This is a genomic window from Blastococcus sp. Marseille-P5729 (genome assembly GCF_900292035.1).
Lineage (GTDB): Bacteria > Actinomycetota > Actinomycetes > Mycobacteriales > Antricoccaceae > Cumulibacter.
On record NZ_OMPO01000002.1, the window covers coordinates 328,850 to 349,773 of the forward strand.

At 69.8% G+C, this 20,924-nt stretch carries 16 protein-coding genes; 6 read left to right on the top strand and 10 right to left on the bottom strand.

What is annotated here, in order from left to right:
• On the top strand, positions 1-1,794 hold the full coding sequence (locus DAA40_RS10105) for an acetyl/propionyl/methylcrotonyl-CoA carboxylase subunit alpha (RefSeq protein ID WP_106849607.1): 1,794 nt from the start codon (positions 1-3) through the stop codon (positions 1,792-1,794).
• Between the two features lie 117 nt (positions 1,795-1,911).
• Here the strand turns inward: DAA40_RS10105 and DAA40_RS10110 are convergent, their stop codons facing one another.
• Together DAA40_RS10110 and DAA40_RS10115 are read right to left on the bottom strand one after the other, a co-directional pair.
• The gene (locus DAA40_RS10110) at positions 1,912-3,549 is read right to left on the bottom strand and encodes an NAD(P)/FAD-dependent oxidoreductase (protein ID WP_234356333.1); all 1,638 of its coding nucleotides are present in this window, start codon (positions 3,547-3,549) and stop codon (positions 1,912-1,914) included.
• 7 nt (positions 3,550-3,556) lie between these two features.
• Positions 3,557-4,402, bottom strand: coding sequence for an alpha/beta hydrolase (locus DAA40_RS10115; protein ID WP_199849694.1), 846 nt, complete (start codon positions 4,400-4,402; stop codon positions 3,557-3,559).
• 272 nt (positions 4,403-4,674) lie between these two features.
• Here DAA40_RS10115 and DAA40_RS10120 point away from each other — a divergent pair, with 272 nt between their 5' ends.
• Complete coding sequence (locus DAA40_RS10120) at positions 4,675-5,295, top strand: heme oxygenase (biliverdin-producing) (RefSeq protein WP_106849609.1); 621 nt, start codon at positions 4,675-4,677, stop codon at positions 5,293-5,295.
• Positions 5,296-5,450: 155 nt separating this feature from the next.
• Here DAA40_RS10120 and DAA40_RS10125 read toward each other — a convergent pair whose 3' ends face one another.
• The 4 genes from DAA40_RS10125 to DAA40_RS10140 all read right to left on the bottom strand — a co-directional run bounded on the left by DAA40_RS10125 (position 5,451) and on the right by DAA40_RS10140 (position 9,973).
• Entirely contained in the window at positions 5,451-6,383 is a 933-nt protein-coding gene (locus DAA40_RS10125) for an alpha/beta hydrolase (protein ID WP_106849610.1), read from the bottom strand.
• A gap of 43 nt (positions 6,384-6,426) precedes the next feature.
• Positions 6,427-7,239 carry a proteasome protein gene (locus DAA40_RS10130; RefSeq protein WP_106849611.1) on the bottom strand — a complete coding sequence of 271 codons (813 nt, stop codon included), beginning with the start codon at positions 7,237-7,239 and terminating at the stop codon, positions 6,427-6,429.
• Between the two features lie 257 nt (positions 7,240-7,496).
• On the bottom strand, positions 7,497-8,390 hold the full coding sequence (locus DAA40_RS10135; protein WP_106849612.1) for a hypothetical protein: 894 nt from the start codon (positions 8,388-8,390) through the stop codon (positions 7,497-7,499).
• A gap of 179 nt (positions 8,391-8,569) precedes the next feature.
• Positions 8,570-9,973, bottom strand: a complete 1,404-nt coding sequence (locus DAA40_RS10140) for an NAD(P)H-quinone dehydrogenase (protein ID WP_106849613.1) — start codon at positions 9,971-9,973, stop codon at positions 8,570-8,572.
• Positions 9,974-10,088: 115 nt separating this feature from the next.
• On the opposite strand from DAA40_RS10140, the gene DAA40_RS10145 reads away from it, so the two are divergent.
• Positions 10,089-10,538, top strand: a complete 450-nt coding sequence (locus DAA40_RS10145; protein WP_106850119.1) for a gamma-glutamylcyclotransferase — start codon at positions 10,089-10,091, stop codon at positions 10,536-10,538.
• A 48-nt stretch (positions 10,539-10,586) separates the two neighbouring features.
• Here DAA40_RS10145 and DAA40_RS10150 read toward each other — a convergent pair whose 3' ends face one another.
• Together DAA40_RS10150 and DAA40_RS10155 are read right to left on the bottom strand one after the other, a co-directional pair.
• Positions 10,587-11,768, bottom strand: coding sequence for an amidohydrolase (locus DAA40_RS10150; protein ID WP_106849614.1), 1,182 nt, complete (start codon positions 11,766-11,768; stop codon positions 10,587-10,589).
• Positions 11,765-12,892: a glutamate--cysteine ligase gene (locus tag DAA40_RS10155; protein ID WP_106849615.1), complete on the bottom strand. Its 1,128-nt coding sequence runs from the start codon at positions 12,890-12,892 to the stop codon at positions 11,765-11,767. Before DAA40_RS10155 ends, DAA40_RS10150 begins: the two co-directional genes overlap by 4 nt.
• A gap of 199 nt (positions 12,893-13,091) precedes the next feature.
• On the opposite strand from DAA40_RS10155, the gene DAA40_RS10160 reads away from it, so the two are divergent.
• Together DAA40_RS10160 and DAA40_RS10165 are read left to right on the top strand one after the other, a co-directional pair.
• Complete coding sequence (locus DAA40_RS10160) at positions 13,092-15,047, top strand: serine/threonine-protein kinase (protein WP_106849616.1); 1,956 nt, start codon at positions 13,092-13,094, stop codon at positions 15,045-15,047.
• Between the two features lie 108 nt (positions 15,048-15,155).
• Positions 15,156-16,805, top strand: coding sequence for a phospho-sugar mutase (locus DAA40_RS10165; protein WP_106849617.1), 1,650 nt, complete (start codon positions 15,156-15,158; stop codon positions 16,803-16,805).
• A 306-nt stretch (positions 16,806-17,111) separates the two neighbouring features.
• Here the strand turns inward: DAA40_RS10165 and upp are convergent, their stop codons facing one another.
• A complete protein-coding gene (gene upp, locus DAA40_RS10170) occupies positions 17,112-17,753 on the bottom strand; it encodes a uracil phosphoribosyltransferase (RefSeq protein ID WP_106849618.1) in 642 nt (213 codons plus the stop codon).
• Between the two features lie 167 nt (positions 17,754-17,920).
• Between upp and DAA40_RS10175 the strand changes: the two genes are divergently transcribed.
• Positions 17,921-19,411 (top strand): hypothetical protein, encoded by a 1,491-nt coding sequence (locus DAA40_RS10175; RefSeq protein WP_106849619.1) that lies wholly within the window; start codon positions 17,921-17,923, stop codon positions 19,409-19,411.
• A gap of 63 nt (positions 19,412-19,474) precedes the next feature.
• On the opposite strand, the gene DAA40_RS10180 is transcribed toward DAA40_RS10175, so the two are convergent.
• Complete coding sequence (locus tag DAA40_RS10180) at positions 19,475-20,758, bottom strand: thymidine phosphorylase (RefSeq protein ID WP_106849620.1); 1,284 nt, start codon at positions 20,756-20,758, stop codon at positions 19,475-19,477.
• Positions 20,759-20,924 lie beyond the last annotated feature (166 nt).

Consider the following 20,924-nt stretch of genomic DNA (forward strand, 5'->3'; position numbering starts at 1 on the left):
ATGCCGGAGACCTCCATCAAGAAGGTGCTCGTCGCGAACCGCGGCGAGATCGCCGTACGTGTCATTCGCGCCGCGAAGGACGCGGGCATCGCCTCCGTCGCGGTCTACGCCGACCCCGACCGCGACGCCCCGTTCGTGCGGATGGCCGACGAGGCGATCGCCCTCGGCGGCGCGACCTCAGCCGAGAGCTACCTGGTCATGGAGAAGATCATCGATGCCGCGAAGCAGACCGGCGCCGACGCGATCCACCCCGGCTACGGCTTCCTCTCCGAGAACGCCAACTTCGCCCAAGCGGTCATCGACGCCGACCTGATCTGGATCGGTCCGTCGCCGAAGGCGATCGAGGCCCTCGGTGACAAGGTCACCGCCCGTCACATCGCCACCGAGGCCGGCGCACCACTGGTCCCGGGCACCAACGACCCGGTGAGCGGCCCGGATGAGGTCGTCGCGTTCGCCGAGGAGCACGGTCTGCCGGTCGCGATCAAGGCCGCCTTCGGCGGTGGCGGCCGCGGCCTGAAGGTCGCCCGCACCATGGAGGAGATCCCCGAGCTGTTCCACTCCGCCGTCCGCGAGGCCGAGACCGCCTTCGGCCGCGGCGAGTGCTTCGTTGAGCGCTTCCTCGACAAGCCGCGGCACGTCGAGGCCCAGGTGCTGGCCGACCAGCACGGCAACGTGATTGTCGTCGGCACCCGCGACTGCTCGCTGCAGCGCCGCAACCAGAAGTTGGTCGAGGAGGCGCCCGCGCCGTTCCTGACCCCGGAGCAGCGCGAGAACATCCACAGCGCCGCGAAGAAGATCTGCCTAGGTGCCGGCTACTACGGCGCCGGCACGTGCGAGTTCCTCGTCGGCCAGGATGGCGTCATCTCCTTCCTCGAGGTCAACACTCGCCTGCAGGTCGAGCACCCGGTCACCGAGGAGACCACCGGGTTCGACCTCGTGCGTGAGCAGTTCGCCATCGCCGAGGGCAAGAAGCTGCCCTACACCGAGGATCCCGAGCCGCGCGGGCACTCCTTCGAGTTCCGCATCAACGGTGAGGACGCCGGCCGCGGCTTCCTGCCCGCGCCGGGCACCGTCACCAAGCTCGTCGAGCCCTCGGGCCCGGGCGTGCGGATGGACTTCGGCGTCGAGACCGGCTCGGTCATCGGCGGGCAGTTCGACTCGCTGCTGGGCAAGCTGATCGTCACCGGCAAGGACCGCACCCAGGCGCTGGAGCGCTCGCGTCGCGCGCTGGACGAGCTGCAGGTCGAGGGCATGGCGACCGTCATCCCGTTCCACCGCGCGATCGTCCGCGACCCGGCCTTCACCGCCCCCGACAAGGACGGCAAGCCGTCTGAGGGCTTCGACGTCCACACCCGCTGGATCGAGACGGAGTACGACAACCAGGTGGAGCCCTTCACCGCTCCCGGCGAGGCCGGCGAAGAGGAGGAGCCGCGCCAGAAGGTCGTCGTCGAGGTCGGCGGCAAGCGCGTCGAGGTCTCGCTGCCCGGCGACATGTCCTTCGGCGGCGGTGGCGGCAAGAAGAAGGCCGCGAAGAAGCGCAAGGTCGGCGGCGGCAGCGGGTCGGCGGCGTCCGGCGACTCAGTCACCGCCCCGATGCAGGGCACCATCGTCAAGATCGCCGTCGAGGACGGTCAGACCGTCGCCGAGGGCGACCTGGTCGTCGTCCTCGAGGCGATGAAGATGGAGAACCCGGTGGCGGCACACAAGGCCGGTGTCATCAGCGGCCTCACCGGGGAGCCCGGCACCTCGGTCACCCAGGGCACCGTGATCTGCGAGATCAAGGACGCCGAGTAGCACCGGCGCCGTCCAGCCTCACGCAATAACCTTCTGCGGGGCAGTGGCGCACGCGATCTGTTGATTAGCGTGCTCCACTGCCCCGCAGAAGTGTTCTCGGACGCCGAGTAACGCCGGCTACGACAGCTTGAAGCCGTGGTAGTTGCCGGCGAGCGCGATGCCCTCGCAGATGGCCGCGTAGGTGTCATGGCCGCCGACGAACGGCATGAAAACCCGCTCCTTGCCGGGAATGTTCGCGCCCATGTACCAGGAGTTCGCCTGCGGCATGAGCGTGCCCGCGGCGATGTCGTTGTTCGCCCGGACCCACTGCTCCTCTGCCTCCGGACGCGCCTCGATGCGGCTGAGCCCGGCGTCCCGCATGCCTTCGAGCAGCCGGCTGAGCCAGTCGACGTGGTACTCGATCGAGGTCATCATGTTCGTGAGCACGGACGGCGACTGCGGTCCGGTGATCATGAACAGGTTCGGATAGCCGCTGCTGGTGAGCCCGAGGTAGGTCTGCGGGCCGTGCGCCCACTTGTCCTTCAGCTTCTCGCCTCCGGCGGTGATGTCGATGCTCGTGATCGCGCCGGTCATCGCATCGAACCCGGTGGCCAGGATGATGACGTCATGCTCGCGCAGCTTTCCGCCGGCGACGATTCCGTTCTCGACGAACTTCTCGATCGGCTGTTCGCGGATGTCGACCAGCTCGACGTTGTCCTGGTTGTAGACCTCGAAGTAGCCGGTGTCGACGCACATCCGCTTGCTGGCGATCGGGTACGTGGTCGGCAGCAGCTTCTCGGCCACCTTCGGATCCTTCACCCGTTCCCGGATCTTCTCCCGGAGGTACTCCGCGAACGTGTCGTTGGTCTGCGGGTTCAGCAGGATGTCGCCGTACGCAAAGCCGAAGGCCAGTCCGCCGTACTCGTAGAACTTGTCCTGCTGCGCGCGCACCTCGTCGGGCGACAGGTCAGCGGCGTGCACGTTCGCCCTCTGCCCGTCGTCGAAACCAACCTTGGCCGCAAAGTCCTTGGTGCGGATCTCGTCGTAGTTGGCCTTGACCTTCTGGCGGTCCTCGTCGGTCAGCTCGTGGTTGTGCGCGGGCATCGAGAAGGACGGCGTCCGCTGGTAGACCGTGAGCTCGCCGACCTCGGGGCCGATGGCGGTGATCGTCTGCAGGCCGGAGGATCCGGTGCCGATGACGCCGACCTTCTTGCCCTTGAGGTCCGGGGCGTCCTTCGGGTAGCTCGAGGTGTAGTAGAGCTCGCCCTTGAAGTCCTCCAGCCCGTCGAACTTCGGCTTCTGCGGTACCGACAGGGTGCCGGTGGCGAGGATGACGTGGCGGCAGGTGACCGGCTCGCCGGGATCGGTCGTGACGGTCCAGGTGCGCGCGTCCTCGTCCCAGTCCATCGCGCTCACGCGCGTGGAGAAGCTGATGTCCTTGCGCAGGTCGAAACGCTCGGCGACGTGCTGCGCGTACTTCAGCAGCTCGGGCTGGGGCGAGTACCGCTCCTTCCAGTCCCACTCCTGCTGCAGGTCCTTGTCGAAGCTGAAGGAGTAGTGGTGCGACTCGATGTCGACCCGGGCGCCTGGATAGCGGTTCCAGAACCAGGTGCCTCCGACGTCGTCGCCGGTCTCGTAGACGTGGGCGCTCATACCCAACTGGCGCAGCCTGTGCAGCTGATACATGCCGGCGAAGCCGGCGCCGACGATGACGACGTCGTAGTCGACGTCCGCCGGCGTTGCCTTGGTCTGTTCAGTAGCGATCATCGCGGTCATCTTCAGTTCACCTCTTGGTCGTCAGGAACTGGTCGATCTTCTGCGCCACGAGGTCCATTCCCGCGGCGTATCCCGGAAGGATGTTGGCCATCTGGAAGAAGGCGTGCATCTGGCCGGCGGCTGTCTCCATCTCGACCTCGTTGCCCGCCTCCCTCAGCTTCTCGGCGTACTCCTTGCCTTCGTCGAAGAGCGGATCGTGCTCGGCGAGGTAGACGAACGCCGGCGGCAGATCCGCCAGGTTCTCGTGGCGGATCGGAGATATATCGGGAGTCTTGCGCTTCTCGACGTCCGGCTCGTAGTGGTTGAAGAACCACTCCATCAGCTGCTTGTCGAGCAGCAGCTGGTTTTCCGGCGCGTTGTACGACGGGCGCTCGAAGTCGCAGTCGGTCGCCGGGTACACCAGCACCTGGTAGTCGATCGTGGGTCCGCTGCGGTCCCGCGCGCGCTGCGCCATGACCGCGCTGAGGTTGCCGCCGGCGCTGTCCCCCGCGACGATCAACGGCGCACCCTCCGGGGCCAGCTCGGCCCGGTGCGCGTCGACCCACTCCAGCGCGGCGTACGAGTCGTCCACGGCCGCCGGGAAGGGATGCTCCGGCGCCTTGCGGTAGTTGACCATCACGACGGTGCAGCCGGTCTTCTCGACCAGCTGACGCCCCACGGTGTCGTACTGCAGGTCGATGTCGCCGAGGACCCAGCCGCCGCCGTGGTAGTACACGATGATCGCCTTCGGATCGCCCTTGGGCTTGAGGACACGGGCGCGGAAGGTGCCGCCGTCGCCATCCAGCTCGAGGTTGCGTACCTCGCCGACGTCCGGTCCGGGCCCGCTCATGCCGGCGAAGATCGGCCCGGTCATCCGCGCCATCGCCGGGGTCTGCTCATAGAGCGGCGGGGGGCCGCCCCCGGCCCTCGCTGCCAGGAACTGCTGCGGTGCTTCATCTATCGCCCTGCTTGTGACCCAAGCAACAGTTGACCCGGCTGTCAACACCACCGGTCGGCGTCCGGACTAGTGGTCTTTGCGTTAGTTAGGCTAACCTAAGCGTGCCCCTGCCGACGTTCATCTGATGCCGGTGCCGTCCTCGCCGTCCACCGAGGTCAGCGCGGTCGCAACCAGGAAGTCATCGACGCATGCTGTTCACCGACAAGCTCAAGGCACTGACCGACGACGCCCATCAGGACGCCGAGCAGTCGGTCTTCATCACCCGGCTGCTCCAGGGCGAGGAGTCTGCTGCCGCGTACGCCCGCCTGGTCACCGAGTACCTCCCGCTGTACGACGGACTCGAGCACGCCGCGCGCGCGACCCGCCAGGCGCGTCCGATGAGCGAGTTCTTCGATGCCCGCCTCGAGCGCACCCCGGCACTACGCAGCGATCTCGCGGTCCTCGGCGTCTCGGACCCGGCCCCTCCCCTGCCGGCGACCTCGGCGTACGTCGACCGCATCGCCTCCTTCGCGACCGACGAGCCGGTGCGGGTCCTGGCACATCACTACCTGCGCTACCTCGGAGACCTCTCGGGCGGGCAGGTGATCGGACGTCTGGTCCAGCGCCACTACGGCATCCCGGACGACGCCCTGCGGGTCTGGGACTTCTCCGCGGTCGGCAAGAGCAAGCCGTACAAGGACGCCTACCGCGACAAGCTGAACATCTGCTTGTCGGCGTCCGAGCAGGACGTGTTCGTCGAGGAGTGCCTACACGGCTATCGCCTGGCCCGCGAGCTGTTCGAGGATCTAGCCGCGGCTCCGGTCGGCTGATCGACCGGTCCCCAGGGACGGCAGTACGCCTCACCGCCGCCCCTCGATAGTGCAGCGACAGCGGCGCCCGGCTGGATGTCTGTCAACGAGGGCCTGCTCATCACCCACCGCAGCGCGGATCCGCAGCGTAATGGCAGCGCCTCGCTGGGACGGGCCTAGCCGAGCTGGCTGTTCAGCCAGTCACTGACACGGCTCATCCCGACCTCGTAACCGGGGAGCATCTTGTACATCTGGAAGAAGATGTGCATCTGTCCTTCGGCCACCGAGGTCTCGACCGGAACGCCGGCCGCAGCCAGGGCATCGGCGTAGTCGCGGCCCTCGGCGATCAGCGGGTCGTACTCGGCCAGCAGCACGTATGCCGGCGGCAGGCCGGTGAAATCGAGACGTCGCAGCGGGGCGGCCTCAACAGTTCCCCGGTCACGCTCATCGGGCAGGTACTGCTGATGGAACCACTCCATCGCGGGCATGCTCAGCAGCAGCTGGTTCTCCGGCGCAGAGTACTCCGGTCGGCCGAAGTCGTTGTCGGTCGCCGGATAGACCAGCACCTGCCCGTCCAGGTGCGGGCCACCGCGATCGAGCGCCCGGTGCGTCATGACCGCCGCGAGGTTCCCACCTGCCGAGTCGCCCGCGATGAACAGCTTGGCGCCTGCTCTCGCCAGCTCGCCACGGCGCGCGTCGACCCACTGAAGTGCGCTCCAGCAGTCCTCGATCCCTTTCGGGAAGGGGTTCTCCGGCGCCTTCCGGTAGTTCACGAGGACGACGGTGCAGTCGGTGCGCGTGGCGAGGTCCCGGCCGACGGCGTCGTACTGGTGGTCGATGTCGCCGATCACGAACCCGCCGCCGTGGATGTAGAGCACGATCCCGCGCGGCTGCTCGGACGGCGTCAGGATCTTCAGCCGGACCTCGTCGCCGTCGTACGTGCTGATCCGCTCCTCGCGGGCGTCGTGCACCTCCGGCCCCGGGCCCGACATCGGGCCCATGGCGGCATGGCCCGCGCGGGCGTCGTCCGGCGTCCCCTCCCAGATCGGCGGGCGGCCGGCTTCGATGAAGGCGGCGATGAGCTGTTGGGAGGCGTCGTCCAGAGGCATGCGCAGACCCTCGCACCCCGGCCCACCGCCGTCAAGCACCGTCCTACTTGCTGGACGACGTCGCCTTCTTGCCGGACTGCGCCGAATTCTTGGCGGACTTCTTGCCGGACCTCGCCGACTTCTTGGCGGTCTTCTTGCCGCCGGAGCGGTTGCCCGGGGTGGACGCCGGGAGCTTGTCGAGGGCCTCGCGTTCCAGCTTGACCCACTGGTCGATCCGGTCCCTGACCTCCTCGAGCGCCTCCTCGGAGAGCTCTTCGGCGCCGTCCTCGGTGATCCGGTAGACGTTGGTGGGCCCGCCGACGCTGGGCGAGGTGAGCTTCAGCGCCTCGATCACCCGGACCGCGACGAGCACGCCGTGATCGACGTCCCGAGCGTCCATGTTGAAGTGGGCCAGCAGCGACTCGGCCTGTTGCGCCATGGGCGCGCCGCTACCGATCGCGTGGAAGCCGATCTCCTCGTAGCGCCCGATCAGCCCATGCGGGTTGATCTCGACGATGAACGGCTCGCCGTCGGAGTATCCGGCGACCATCACGTAGGTGGCGGGAGAGCCACCGGGCTTCTCCCCCGGGACATCCTCGATGAAGCAGTCGTAGTGGTGGCGCATCAGCGGCAGCACCCGCTCCTGGATCGCGCGGGAGATGTTCTTCTCCACCAGCATGGCCGGTGCAGACTGCTCGAACTCGTCCTCCACCTCCATGAGCACCGCGCGCGAGCCGCTGCCGCCCCACGCCCCCGCTTCTGCGAAGGGGTGCAGCTTCGGCGCCGGATAGCTCATGCCGCGGCCGCTCTCGGTGATCTGGGTATCGGAAGCCAGGACGATTCCGTCCGAGCACTTCAGGGCAAGTACGACTGTCATCGAGTTCCTTTCGTGGTCCCCCATCCCATCATGACCGCGACGGCCGTGCACCCCCCCCCGCCGGAGCCGCACACGCATCCGACATCAAGTTGTCCCCAGATGCGGCGCGTTTGCCGCATCCGGGGACAAGTTGTCTTGTGCGGGTACGGCGCTCGGGTGTGCGGGTACGGCGCTCGGGTGTGCGGGTACGGCGCTCGGGTGTGCGGGTACGGCGCTCGGGTGCTCGGGTACGGCGCTCGGGTGTGCGGGTACGGCGCTCAGCAGGCCGGGCAGCGGGCCGGCGGCTCTCCCCCGGCTACCCGGCTCGCGGTCCGGCACGGCGTGCTCCAGCAGTCGCTCCAGGTGAAGCGGAAGGACCCGTATCCGAGGGCGGCGTGCCGGTTGTCGAGATCGCGATCGGCATCCGCGTCGTGGTAGCGCGCGCCGTCGAGGTGGATCAGCTGCCTGCGGGCGGGATAGGCGCCGTCGGCCCGGTGACCGGTCTCCGGGACGACGTACTGCCGCACCATCGGCTCGAGCCCGTGCGGGCGCTCGACACGGACGGCGTAGGTGTACTCCAGCGCACTCTCCAGGCCGGCGCCGTCCCGCAGGATCCTCGTCACGACCTCGCGGTGCGCGACCCGCCGGCGTCGGTTGACGATCTCCAGCAGCCGGGCCGCGGTGGTGCGCCGCTCCTGGGTGACTCGCGTGAGCAGCGCGATCGCCGCGATCTCATCGAGGTGGGCCAGAGCGTCGATCACGCTGTCGTCGAGGGCGATCCTGCGGGGTGCCAGGTTCGGGAGCACCTTCCGACCGCCCAGGTCCTTGCGGTGAAAGCAGACCCACTCGCGGTCCCGCGGGTGCGATCGCGACCGGACGACGACGTGCAGCGGCAGCTCGCGCTCCCCGACGCCGTGGAGCGCGAGCGCGGTCGGGCCGTACGCCACTGCGCCGTCCCCGCCGAGCCGCAGCGCTGCCGCGAGCCGCACCTCCCAGGTGGGCGGGGCCAGCCCCAGCAGCGCCGGCGTGAACTGGCGCAGGACCTCCTCCCGCACCATCCGGCGTTGAATATCGCGGGTGATCCCGCGCTTCCGCACCGACTCGACGGTGATCACGCCGTCCTCGGCGGCGAGCTCCGCCAGCTCGGCGCGAGTGATCCTGCTCTTTGCCATGCGCACAGGGTGGCGGGGCGAGCCGGACGACGCCATCGCCGTCCGGCCTCTGTGGACCCGCGGCGCACCCTGTGGACGACGGCGGACGAACAACTTGTCCCCGAATGCGGCAAACGCGCCGCATCCGGGGACAACTATTCGCTGGTAGCCACAGCCCAGGGTGCCCAGCCGCTCGTGGGTCAGTCGAGGTCGTCGTGCTCGATGAGCCGGCGAGCGGCTTCGCTGATCGACCCGCTGATCGAGGGGTAGATGGTGAAGGTGCTGGCGATCTGCTGCACGGTCAGTCGCTGCCGGACGGCGAGGGTGATCGGCATGATCAGCTCGGAGGCGTGCGGCGCCACGACCACGCCGCCGATCACCACGCCCGTCGTGGGCCGCGCGTAGAGCTTCACGAACCCGTCGTCCAGCTCGGCCATCTTGGCCCGCGCGTTGGTGCGCAGCGGCATGGTCACCGACCGCACGTCCATGTCGCGGTCGTCGATGGTCTTCTCACCGATGCCGACCGTCGCGATCTCGGGATGGGTGAAGATGTTGGACGACACGGTCTTCAGCTGCAGCGGCGCGACTGCCTCGCCGAGCGCGTGCCACATCGCGATGCGGCCCTGCATCGCAGCGACCGAGGCAAGCATGAGGACGCCGGTGACATCGCCCGCGGCGTACACCCCGGAGACCGAGGTGCGCGAGACCCGGTCAACCTTGATGAACCCGCCGTCGTCCACCTCCACACCGGCCTCCTCGATGCCGAGGTCGGTCGTGTTGGGTACCGAGCCGACGGTCATCAGGCAGTGCGAGCCCTCGATGACCCGCCCGTCGGCGAGCTCGACCCGGACGCCGTCCCCGGTGTTCTGCACCGTCTTGGCGCGCCCGTGGGTCAGGATCGTCATCCCGCGGCGAGTGAAGGAGTCCTCGAGCAGGCGAGCCGCATCGCCGTCCTCGTGGGGAAGCACGCGGTCGCGGCTGGCAATCAGGGTGACCTCGACGCCCATCTCGGTGTACGCGTTGGCGAACTCCGCGCCGGTGACGCCCGAGCCGATGATGATGAGCTTCGAGGGCAGCTCGGGAAGGTCGTAGACCTGCCGCCAGTTCAGGATCCGCTCGCCGTCCGGCTCGGCGCCGGGCAGCACGCGCGGGCTCGCTCCGGTGGCCAGCAGGACGACGTCCGCCTCGACGGTGTACGCCGGCTCCCCCTCCGGAGTGATCTCCACCGGATGGCTGCCGTGCTCCTCGGTGGCCAGCAGCCTGCCGCGTCCGCGGACGACGGTCACCTTCGTCTTTGCCAGCCCCGCGGTGACGTCGGCGAGCTGGGCGCGGGCGAGCTCCTTGACGCGGTTGTAGACCTGCGGCGCATCGACGGTGATCTCGTCCGGCGAGGGCATCCGGATGCCGAGATCGTCGGCGTGGCGGGTGTTCGAGACGACCTCGCTGGAGGCGATGAACGCCTTCGACGGCACGCAGTCGTAGTGCACGCACGCACCGCCCGGGGCGTCGTAGTCGATGAGGGTCACGCTCGCGCCGAGCGAGTCCGCGACGTACGCCGATTCGTACCCGGCCGGTCCGCCTCCGATGATGACGATGTTGGCCACGTCCGTGGGCCTCCTTCGCGTTGGTGATGCACGGTCTGCAGCACCCAGCCACGAGGGCCGGACGCGGCCGCGCACGATATCCCGCATCCTCCCACGAGGCCGATAGTCTGTGCCGGTGAGCCTGTACGCCGCCTATGGGTCGAACATGGACCCTGCGCAGATGCGCCAGCGATGCCCGTCGTCGCCGGCTGCCGGCGTGGGCTGGATCCGTGGCTGGCGGCTGACCTTTGGCGGGGAGGAGCACGGCTGGGAGGGCGCGCTCGCGACGATCGTCCCGGACGAGGTGGGTGTGGTGTTCGTGGCGCTGTACGACATCGCCCACAAGGACGCTGAGAACCTCGACGAGTGGGAGTCGGTGCCCACCGGCCTCTACGAGCGGATCAAGCTGCACGTCCACACCCTCGAGGGGGCGGACGTCGCCGCGTGGGCCTACGTGCTGAACGCCTACGAGGGCGGGCTTCCGTCCGCGCGGTACCTCGGTGTCCTGGCCGACGCGGCTGAGGTCGCCGGTGCGCCGGACGACTACGTCGCGGGGCTGCGTAACCGCCCCTGCAACTCGATCTGACCCCCGCCGTGCGCCCCGACACCCCTAACGATCTGTGGGGGCAGCGGGTCAGAGATCGTCACCGGCGATGTCGTGGGCGGCGGCGGTCGCGGCGGCGACCATGATCCGGACGCCGACCTCGATCGCGCCGTCGTCGGCCATGAACGCGCTCTGGTGCAGGTCGGTGATCGGCGCACCCGGTGCCCGGACGCCGAGGCGGGCCAGCGCGATGCGGGTGCGATCGCCGTACCACGCGAAGTCCTCGCCGCCCATCGACTGGTGCGGCACGAACACGCCGTTGGCCCCGCAGACCGACGAGATCGCCTGCCGCAGGATGTACGCCGCCTCGGGGTGGTTGTCGACCGGCGGGACGCCGACCATGTAGTCGACCTCGACGTCCGCCCCGGAGGTGCCGACCAGCTCGTCGACCCAGCCGCGCACCAGCAGCTCGCAGTTGCGCCAGACGTCCAGCGACAGCACCCGGATGCTGCCCTGCAGCACGCCCTCGGCGGGGATCGCATTGGCCGCGTCGCCGGCGCGGATCGAGCCGAACACGATGCTCAGCGCAGCGCGGGGGTCGACCCGTCGTGATGCCAGGGCGGGCAGCCCCGTGGCCAGTCGCGCCAGCGCGTCGACCATGTCGACGGTGAGGTGCGGTCGGGCGGTGTGCCCGCCGGTCGAGCGCAGCCGGACCTTGATGTTGTCGCAGGCGGCGGTGATCGGTCCGCTGCGGGTGCCGGCGGTGCCGACGTCGTGGTGCGGCTCGCAGTGCAGCGCGTACATCTGCTCGATTCCGTCCAGCAGCCCGGCCTCGATCACCGACTCCGCTCCCCCGAGCACCTCCTCGGCCGGCTGGAAGACGACCCGGACGCCGACCGGCAGCTCGGGCTGGTCCGCGAGCGCCAGCGCGGCCCCCATCGCCACCGCGGCGTGGACGTCGTGCCCGCAGGCGTGCATCCGCCCCTCGAAGACCGACGAGAACGGCAGCCCGGTCTGCTCGGGCAGCGGCAGCGCGTCGATGTCGGCACGCAGGCCGACGCGCGGCGGCTGCGGTCCGATGTCGACGTACAGCCCGCCGCGGAAGGCGACCGGCTCGAGTCCGTCGGCCTGCAGCTCGGTGGTGAGCGCGTGGCAGGTCAGCGGGGTGTCGAAGCCGAGCTCTGGGTGGGCGTGGATGTCATGGCGGACGTCGATCACCCGCTGCAGGTTGTCCTTCAGCCAGGTGTCGAGCTGGTGCTGGTCGATAGTCACAGTCCGTTCTGCATCTCCTTCAGCAGTAGATCCACCACATCACGCATATCACCGGTCTGCGCGAACCGCTCGCGCTGCCGCTGGTAGCTGGCGCCCCGGTCCAGGATCGTCTCGATCGCGCCGAGCTCGTCCACGCAGCCCAGCCGCTTGGCCGTGGGCATCAGCTCCTCGACCAGGCCGAGCAGCGCGTCGCGCACCGGCCGCAGGGTGCGGATGTTGTCGACGACGATCTTGGCGTCCAGCCCGTACCGGGCGGCCCGCCACTTGTTCTCGCGCACCAGCCACTGCTTGGGCTTGGGCAGCCGGTAGCCGCGGTCTATCTCCCGGTCGAGCATGACGACGAGGCACTGCGACAGCGCGGTCACCGCCCCGACCTCCTCCAGCGAGGGCAGTCCGTCGCAGATCCGCATCTCGATGGTGCCGAAGTTCGGGTGCGGGCGGATGTCCCACCACACCTCACGGATCGTGTCGATCGTCTTGGTCTCGATCAGCGCCTCCATGTACATCTCGAACTCGTCCCACGAGTCGAGCTGGAACGGCAGGCCCGCGGTCGGCAGCGCCTCGAAGACCTTCGAGCGGTACGACGCCAGCCCGGTGTCCTCGCTGATCCAGAACGGGGAGGACGCAGAGAACGCCAGGAAGTGCGGGATGTACTGGGTCAGCGCGTTGACGATCGGGACGACCTTCTCCTTCGCGGTCACCCCGACGTGCACGTGGACCCCGAAGATCGCCATCTGCCGGGCCAGGTGCTGCATGTTCTCGACCAGCTCGGTGTAGCGCTCCTTGGGCGAGATCTTCTCGTTGCGGAAGTCGCTCATCGGGTGCGTCCCGGAGCACATCAGGCCGACGCCGTACCGGTCGGCCTCGGCCTGCACCTCGGCGACGGTCTCGGCCAGCTGGCCGGTGGCCTCGCTGACGGTCTCGCAGACCCCGGTGACGACCTCGATGCAGGACTGCAGCAGCTCGTGCTTGGCCCGCGGGTGCTCATCCAGGCCGTCCGGCGTGATGGCCTCAAGGATCTCTATCGCCCGAGGCGAAAGCTCGCGACTGTCGCGATCGACGAGCTCAAGCTCCCACTCGACGCCGAGCGTCGGCCCGGCCGAGGGATTGAAAGGAATATCCACAGTTGTCGAGTTTGTCACGACCAGCGGCGCTTGCGTGCCGCCGAGGGCCGATAAGTCGTGCTTTCACGGCGTCCGGGCACGAGCCGCAGGCGCCCGGCGTCCTACCACCGTAGGAAGTTCACCACTCGCGCCCTGAAGATGAGCGTTCTCTCATCGAACGCTGCAAGAATGGTGCGAGCCGACACGACCGGAAAGAACGATGAGCGAACCCCCCGACGATCAGCCTGCCGCCGAGCTGGCTGACTCGCCGCGCTCTGAGGTCGCCGGCAGCGAGACCCGCACCCGCCTGGAGGTGGCCCCGGACACCCAGCGGCTGCTGGCCGGGCGCTACCGGCTGGACGCGCTGCTGGGCCGCGGCTCAATGGGCGCGGTGTGGAAGGCGCAGGACGTCGTGCTCGGCCGCGCGGTCGCGGTCAAGGAGGTGCTGCTGCCGCCGACCCAGACCGACGAGGAGAACCACGTCGCGCGCCAGCGGGCGCTGCGCGAGGCGCGCTCCATCGCTGCGCTGTCGCACCCCAACGTGGTCACGCTGTACGACGTCGTCGAGGACGACGGCCGGCCGTGGGTGGTCATGGAGCTCGTGCCGGCCAAGAGCCTCGCGCAGATCATCAAGGAAGACGGCACCCTCGCGCCCACCGAGGCGGCGCGGATCGGGGTGGCGGTGCTCGCGGCGCTGGAGTCCGCGCACGAGGTCGGCATCATCCACCGCGACGTCAAGCCCGGCAACATCCTGGTGCCGCCGGACGGCCGGGTGAAGCTGGCCGACTTCGGCATCTCGCGCCGCGCCGACGACTCGCAGCTCACCCGCACCGGCCTGATGGTCGGATCGCCGTCCTACATTGCCCCTGAGGTGGCGCGCGGCCGCGAGGCGACGTCGGCGTCCGACATCTGGGGCCTGGGCGCGACGCTGCAGTGCGCGGTCGAGGGAGCCCCGCCGTTCGATCTCGGCGACCCGGTGGCGACCCTCACCGCCGTGGTCGGTGATCCACCGCGACCGGCGCCGCACGCCGGCCCGCTCCAGCCGCTGCTGACCCGGATGCTCGACAAGGACCCGCGCACCCGGATCCGCACCGACGAGCTGCACGGCGCTCTACAGGCGATCGTCGATCAGCATTCCGCGCCGCGGCCCAGCTACTCCCCGCCCAGCGGTCCGCTCGCGCAGCCGATGAGCGGCCCGATGAGCGGGGTGATCAGCCCGGCGGGGGCCCAGGGCTACCAGAACCGCCCGGCCCCGCAGACCTACCCAGGCTGGCCCGGCGCGGGGCCGGGGCAGCCGGGCTCGGGGCCCGCTCAGGCGGGGCAGCCGGGCTCGGGGCCCGCTCAGCCGGGACAGCAGGGCGCGGGGCCGGGCCAGCGGACGGCGTACATCCAGGGTCCGCACGGTCCGACGTACGCCGCGGCGCGCACCCTAGCCCCGGCCACCGGCCAGCACACCGGCCTCGCTGCGCACCAGCCGGCGACCAGCTACGGGCGGCCCGCGACGGCGCACTCGCCGAAGAAGAAGCGCAACGCGTGGATTCCCGCCGTGATCGGCATCCTGGTCGCGGCGCTGATTGCGGGCGGCATCTACTGGTTCCTGTCCGAGAAGGACTCCGGCAGCGGCAGCGCCGATCCGAGCACCACCGGGACGACGTCCGTCGGGCCGTCCGAGAGCGGCAGCCAGACCACGACGCCCCCGGAGCAGAACGACTCGAAGATCGAGGGCGGGACGGCGTCCGGGGCGATCAAGGTGGGCGAGGAGTTCCGGCCCTTCGCCTTCACCCTGCCCGCCGGCTGGGAGGTCGGGACCTTCAACGACGACCGCAGCGAGTTCCTGCTCAGCTCCGGCGGTGAGGATCCGGCGTCGATGGTGAAGGTGACGGTCGTCGCCGGGGTGCTCAGCGCGCCGTCCGTCGACGCGCAGATCAAGTCGGAAATGGGCAACGAGGGCTCCCCCGCCCAGCTGCCGGCCTACCAGGAGATCACCTACGAGGTCCGCAACGGCAACGTGCTGTGGCAGTACTCGAACAAGCTCAAGGGCGCGGACCGCCGCGGCTTCTACTACGCCGCAAACCGGGACGGCATCCTCTGGAAGATCATCACCGCTGGCCCGGCCGACCAGGCCACCGAGACCGCTGCGGTCGCGAACGAGATCATCGCCTCCCTGCAGACCTGAGCCCACCCGTCGCCCCGACCCGCTCGATCTGCGGGGCAGCAGTGCACGATAATCGCCCGATAGCGGTCTGCACTGCACCGCAGAAGAGCTCCCGAAGGAGAATCACGCATGGTGAGTAGGCCGTCCGAGACCGCGCTTCGGGAGACCGTCGAGGCGTGGATCGCCGACGACCCGGACCCGCGCAGCCGCGGCGAGCTGCAGGAGCTGGTCGCGAGGCTTCCCGACGAGGCGGCTCTGGGTGCGCTGGCCGACCGGTTCAGCGGGACGCTGCAGTTCGGGACGGCGGGGCTGCGGGGTCCGCTGCGCGCCGGGCCCAACGGCATGAACCGGGCGGTGGTGGGCCGCGCCGCCGCCGGGCTGGCCCGCTATCTCGACGACGTCGGTGCCGAAGGTCCGGTCGTCATCGGGTACGACGCCCGCCACGGCTCGCGAGAGTTCGCCCTAGACACCGCGCAGATCGTCGCCGGCACCGGACGCACCGCGCTGCTGATGCCCCGCGAGCTGCCCACGCCCGTGCTCGCGTACGCCGTGGGAGCGCTCGACGCGGCGGCTGGTGTCATGGTCACCGCCAGCCACAACCCGCCGCAGGACAACGGCTACAAGGTCTACCTCGGCGGCCCGCTGGGCCTGAACGCGCAGATCGTGCCCCCGGCGGACGCCGAGATCTCGGACCGCATCGCGGCCATCTCCTCGCTCGCCGACGTACCGCGCTCCGACGACTACCGGCAGGTGGACGAGGCGATCTACGACCAGTTCCTGCAGGCCGCGGCGGACGCCGTCGCCGCCGAATCGCCGCGGGAGGTCTCGGTCGTGTCGACCGCGCTGCACGGCGTCGGCGGCGAGACGCTGCAGGCGGCCTTCGAGCGCGCCGGGTTCCGGGCGCCCACGCCGGTCACGCACCAGCAGCGGCCCAATCCGGAGTTCCCCGGCCTGGCCTTCCCCAACCCCGAGGAGCCCGGCGTGATGGACGACGTCCTCGCGCTCGCCGTGTCACAGGGCGCGGACCTCGCCGTCGCGAACGACCCGGACGCCGACCGGTGCGCGGTCGCGGCGCCGATGCGCGAGGGGTGGCGGCCGCTGCGCGGGGACGAGCTCGGCGTCCTGCTGGCCGACCATCTGATGCGCCGCGGCGAGCGGGGCACGTACGCGACCACAATCGTGTCGTCGTCCATGCTGGGCGCGCTCTGCGAGCGGCGTGGCGTGCCGTACGCCGCCACGCTCACCGGCTTCAAGTGGATCGTGCGGGCGTTTGAGCAGACCGGCCAGCCGCTGCGCTTCGGCTACGAGGAGGCGATCGGGTACGCCGTCGACCCGGCGTCCGTCAACGACAAGGACGGCATCTCGGCCGCGCTCGTCGCCGCCGGGCTGGCCGCCACTCTGAAGGCCGAGGGATCGTCGATTCAGGCACGTCTCGACGAGCTGTACGCCGAGCTGGGCACCTACCTGACCGCGCAGATCTCGGTGCGGGTCGAGGACCTGTCGATCATCGCCGGCACCATGGCGCGGCTGCGCGCCGAGCCGCCGTCGCGGCTCCGCGACTGGCAGGTCGTGACCGACGACCTGCAGGAGCGCACCGACGCGATCATCATTCGCGGCGACGGGGTGCGGGTCGTCGTCCGCCCCTCCGGGACCGAGCCGAAGCTGAAGGCCTACCTGGAGGTGGTGCAGCCGCCGTCCGGTGATGTGGTGGCGGACGCCGACGCCGCTGCGGCCCGCATGCAGCAACTGCGGGCCGCCGTCCAGCAGCTCGTCACCTGAGCCGGCAGCACCCCCAACGGTCGTCGAGCGAGGGAGCGCCAGCGACCGACGCCGAGACGCCACCCCCAACGCCCGTCGAGCACCCCCAACGGTCGTCGAGCGAGGGAGCGCCAGCGACCGACGCCGAGACGCCGCAGGACGACAGTGTCCGCAACCGCCCCCAACGGTGGTCGAGCGAGGGAGCGCCAGCGACCGACGCCGAGACGCCACCCCCAACGCCCGTCGAGCACCCCCAACGGTCGTCGAGCGAGGGAGCGCCAGCGACCGACGCCGAGACGCCGCAGGACGAGAGTGTCCGCAGCCGCCCTAGTGGGCGACGCCGTAGAGGCGGTCGCCGGCATCCCCGAGACCCGGGACGATGTAGCCGACGTCGTTGAGCCGCTCGTCGACGGCGCCGGTCACGAGGGTGATCGACGGCGCGACGTCGTCCAGCACGGTCCGGAGGTTCTCGATGCCCTCGGGGGCTGCCAGCAGCGTGACGGCGGTGATGTCGTCGGCGCCGCGGTCGAGCAGGAAGCGGATCGCGTCGGCCATCGACCCGCCGGTGGCGAGCATCGGGTCGAGGACGTAGACCTGCCGCCCGGAGAGGTCGTCGGGCAGCCGGTTGGCGTACGTCGTCGGCATGAGCGTCTCCTCATCGCGCGCCATGCCGAGGAAGCCGACCTCCGCCGACGGCAGCAGCCGGACCATGCCTTCGAGCATCCCGAGCCCGGCGCGCAGGATCGGCACCACGAGGGGCTTGGGGTTGGACAGCTTGATGCCCGTCGTCGGGGCGACCGGCGTCTCGATGTCGAAGGGCTCGACGCGGACGTCGCGGGTGGCCTCGTAGGCCAGCAGCGTCATGAGCTCCTCGGCGAGCCGCCGGAAGGTCGGTGAGTCGGTCCGCACATCCCTCAGGTAGGTCAGCTTGTGGGCAATGAGCGGATGGTCCGGGCAGATGACTCGCATGTACGAAACCTATCGCGCCGTCCGATCACCCGGGCCGAGGCCGCGGCGAAAACTCGTGAGGACGATCCGGTCCCATAGTGTTACCGGATCGTCCTCACGAGTTCATAGGACCGGTGACCGACTCGCTAGAGTGGCACCGTGAGTTTCGACCTTCTGAGGGGTTATCGATGAGCGCCGCCGAGATCATCCCGATTGCCCTGGTTCTTGACGAGCGCACCGGATACACGCTGTGGGCACCTCCGTGGGAGGAGGACGGCGAGGTCTGGCAGGCCTTCCTGGGCAAGGAGGACAAGATCCTGCTGTTCACCTCCCCCGCCCAGCTCGCGCAGTTCATCCGGGACGAGGACGACCACGATCTCGCCGACCACCCCGAGTGGGAGGAGTGGGAGGACTCCGATCCGTTCGAGCTGGTCCCGGACGACGACCACGTCTTCGACCTCGACGGGGTGTACGAGCTGGTCGCCAGCCGTCCTGACCGGTGGTCGGTGAACGATCTCGGCCGCACCCTCGGCATCGTCGACTCGATCGCGCAGTGCTGCGACGAGGAGATCCTCGAGCCGGTCGCCGACACCCCCGAGCTCGGCCTGGTCGCCGACGGCCCGGGCGCGTTCACCGGGCGCGGCGGCGATCGCGCCTGGGACAAGATCGCGATCGCCATCTCTGGCCAGTGGGAGTCGGTGTGCGAGCGGGTCGGCGATTGGATCGACTGGCGCGAGCCGGTCACGTTGGACGACGAGCTCGCCGAGGCCCAGCGCGAGATCGATGCGACGACGGTCCCGGTCGACGATCCGGACGCGCTGATCGAGGCCGAGGAGGAGGCGCGCGACGAGGACGACGACGAGGGCGACTACCTCGGCGTGCGCGATGCGCGCGAGCAGGCGGATCTCGAGGACGAGGACCTCGTCTCCGACGACTCCGACGACGACGATGACCCCTCCGATGATGACGACTCCGACGACGACCGTGACGATGACACGGACGACGACGTCCAGGACGTCGACGCCGACGACCTCGCCTACCGGCCGCTGTCGGGCTCGTCGTCCGACGACGATGACGACGAGATCGACGCGGAGACGGCGTACGCCTTCTGGGAGGAGTCCGGGATCCTGCCGGTGCGGGTGAGGTTCCCGAAGGAGGACTTCGACAACGCCGAGGCGTACACGCTGCGCTGCTATCTCGAGGACAAGCCGGTGTTCCTGGGGTCGTCGCTCTCGCCGTGGATGTGCAGCTCGTCCGACGGGCTGCTCGACGTCATCGAGGACGAGGACCAGAACGACATCGAGAAGCCCGGCCACGATCTGCGGGACCTCGCCACCTGGCCGACCGTGGTGGGCGCCGTCCGCGACGAGGACATGCCGCTGGCGATCGCCAACGAGGACGACGTCGACCTCGAGGCGGCCGATGCGATGCTGCGCGGCGAGGTGGACTTCGATCCCGCGATCGTCGCGGCGGCTGCCGACCTACTGCTGGATCTCAGCGAGTACGGCGAACTGGACGGCAGCAGGGAGCTACTCGACGGCGACGGCGACCTCGCCGACGTGCTGTCGGCCGCGCGCGACGGCGAGGTCGTGCGGATCGACGACGACGAGTCCGACGCTCTCGACGAGTGGGAGAAGGTGCTGCGCGAGGTCGCCAGCATCATCGAGTGGACCGACTGACCCCGCCACGCCCGTAGCGACCACCCCGCGGGCGCCCAGGACGCCGCCAGCCACTACCGGGCTCTACGGGCGAATGATGTCACGCACCAGCGGCTGCTGCGTCACGTCGGTGCCGGGATCTGCGAGGCGGACGGCGCCGTCCAAGGCCTCTAGTGCCCGCTCGAACCGCGCCGGATCATCGGTATGCAAGGTAAGTAGCGGCTGGCCGCGTCGTACGGCGTCCCCCACGCCCGCGTGCCAGGTGACGCCGGCGACGGCGCTGACCGGGTCCTCCTTGCGGGCTCGTCCGGCCCCGAGTCGCCATGCCGCGACGCCGACCGACAGCGCGTCGAGCCCGGCGAGGACGCCGTCGCGCTCCGCCAGCACGTCGTGCCTCTCGCGCGCCACCGGCAACGCAGCGCTAGGGTCACCGCCCTGCGCGGCGATCATCTCGCTCCACTTGTCCATCGCCTTGCCGGAGGCGAGCACCTCGGCCGGATCGCGCGAGATCCCCACTGATGCGAGCATCTCGCGGGCGAGCACGAGGGTCAGCTCGACGACGTCCGCCGGTCCCCCGCCGGCCAGGACCTCGACCGACTCGGCCACCTCGAGCGCGTTGCCCGCCGAGCGGCCGAGCGGGTTCTCCATCGACGTGAGCACGGACGCGGTGCGGACGCCGTGCGCCGTACCGAGTGCGACCATCGTGCGGGCGAGCTGCTCGGCGTCGGCGTACTCGCGCATGAACGCCCCGGAGCCGAACTTGACGTCGAGGGTGAGCGCGTCGGCTCCCTCGGCGATCTTCTTGCTCATGATGGAGCTGGCGATCAGCGGGATGCAGTCGACTGTCCCGGTCACGTCACGCAGCGCGTAGAGCTTCTTGTCGGCGGGCGCGAGCGTGTCGCCCGCCGCGCAGACCACCGCGCCGACGTCCTCGAGCTGTTGCCGGTACTCCGCGGCGGTGAGCGACGCTTTCCAGCCAGGGATGGATTCCAGCTTGTCGAGCGTCCCGCCGGTATGTCCCAGGCCGCGGCCGGACAGCTGCGGCACGATCGCCCCGCACGCTGCCACGAGGGGCGCGAGCGGGAGGGTGACCTTGTCCCCCACCCCGCCGGTGGAGTGCTTGTCGGTGGTCGGCCGGTCGAACTCCAGCCGCATCCGCTCCCCCGAGCGGATCATCGCATCGGTCCACCGGGCGATCTCGTCGTCCGCCATGCCGCGGATGAAGATCGCCATCAGCAGCGCCGACATCTGCTCCTCGGCGACCTGCTCGCGCGTGTAGGCGTCGATCACCCAGTCGATCTGGCTGTCACTGAGCCGCCCGCCGTCGCGTTTGGCGCGGATGACGTCGACCATGTCGTGCTCTGCCATGCGTTGACCTCTCGTCTCACTGCGTCTCGGCGTCGTCTCCGCTAGCGCTCCGCCTCGCTCGACGACCGTGGTAAGGGTTCCGCCTCGCTCGACGACCGTGGTGGGGCCGCCTCGCTCGAGTGCTCTGGCATGCGTTGACCTCTCGTCTCACTGCGTCTCGGCGTCG

Bases quoted from the DNA above. Each gene is read 5' to 3' on its own strand.
- DAA40_RS10105 (WP_106849607.1), top strand. From the start codon at position 1: ATGCCGGAGACCTCCATCAAGAAGGTGCTCGTCGCGAACCGCGGCGAG.
- DAA40_RS10110 (WP_234356333.1), bottom strand. From the start codon at position 3,549: ATGACCGCGATGATCGCTACTGAACAGACCAAGGCAACGCCGGCGGAC.
- DAA40_RS10115 (WP_199849694.1), bottom strand. From the start codon at position 4,402: ATGACCGGGCCGATCTTCGCCGGCATGAGCGGGCCCGGACCGGACGTC.
- DAA40_RS10120 (WP_106849609.1), top strand. From the start codon at position 4,675: ATGCTGTTCACCGACAAGCTCAAGGCACTGACCGACGACGCCCATCAG.
- DAA40_RS10125 (WP_106849610.1), bottom strand. From the start codon at position 6,383: ATGCCTCTGGACGACGCCTCCCAACAGCTCATCGCCGCCTTCATCGAA.
- DAA40_RS10130 (WP_106849611.1), bottom strand. From the start codon at position 7,239: ATGACAGTCGTACTTGCCCTGAAGTGCTCGGACGGAATCGTCCTGGCT.
- DAA40_RS10135 (WP_106849612.1), bottom strand. From the start codon at position 8,390: ATGGCAAAGAGCAGGATCACTCGCGCCGAGCTGGCGGAGCTCGCCGCC.
- DAA40_RS10160 (WP_106849616.1), top strand. From the start codon at position 13,092: ATGAGCGAACCCCCCGACGATCAGCCTGCCGCCGAGCTGGCTGACTCG.
- DAA40_RS10165 (WP_106849617.1), top strand. From the start codon at position 15,156: ATGGTGAGTAGGCCGTCCGAGACCGCGCTTCGGGAGACCGTCGAGGCG.
- upp (WP_106849618.1), bottom strand. From the start codon at position 17,753: ATGCGAGTCATCTGCCCGGACCATCCGCTCATTGCCCACAAGCTGACC.
- DAA40_RS10175 (WP_106849619.1), top strand. From the start codon at position 17,921: ATGAGCGCCGCCGAGATCATCCCGATTGCCCTGGTTCTTGACGAGCGC.
- DAA40_RS10180 (WP_106849620.1), bottom strand. From the start codon at position 20,758: ATGGCAGAGCACGACATGGTCGACGTCATCCGCGCCAAACGCGACGGC.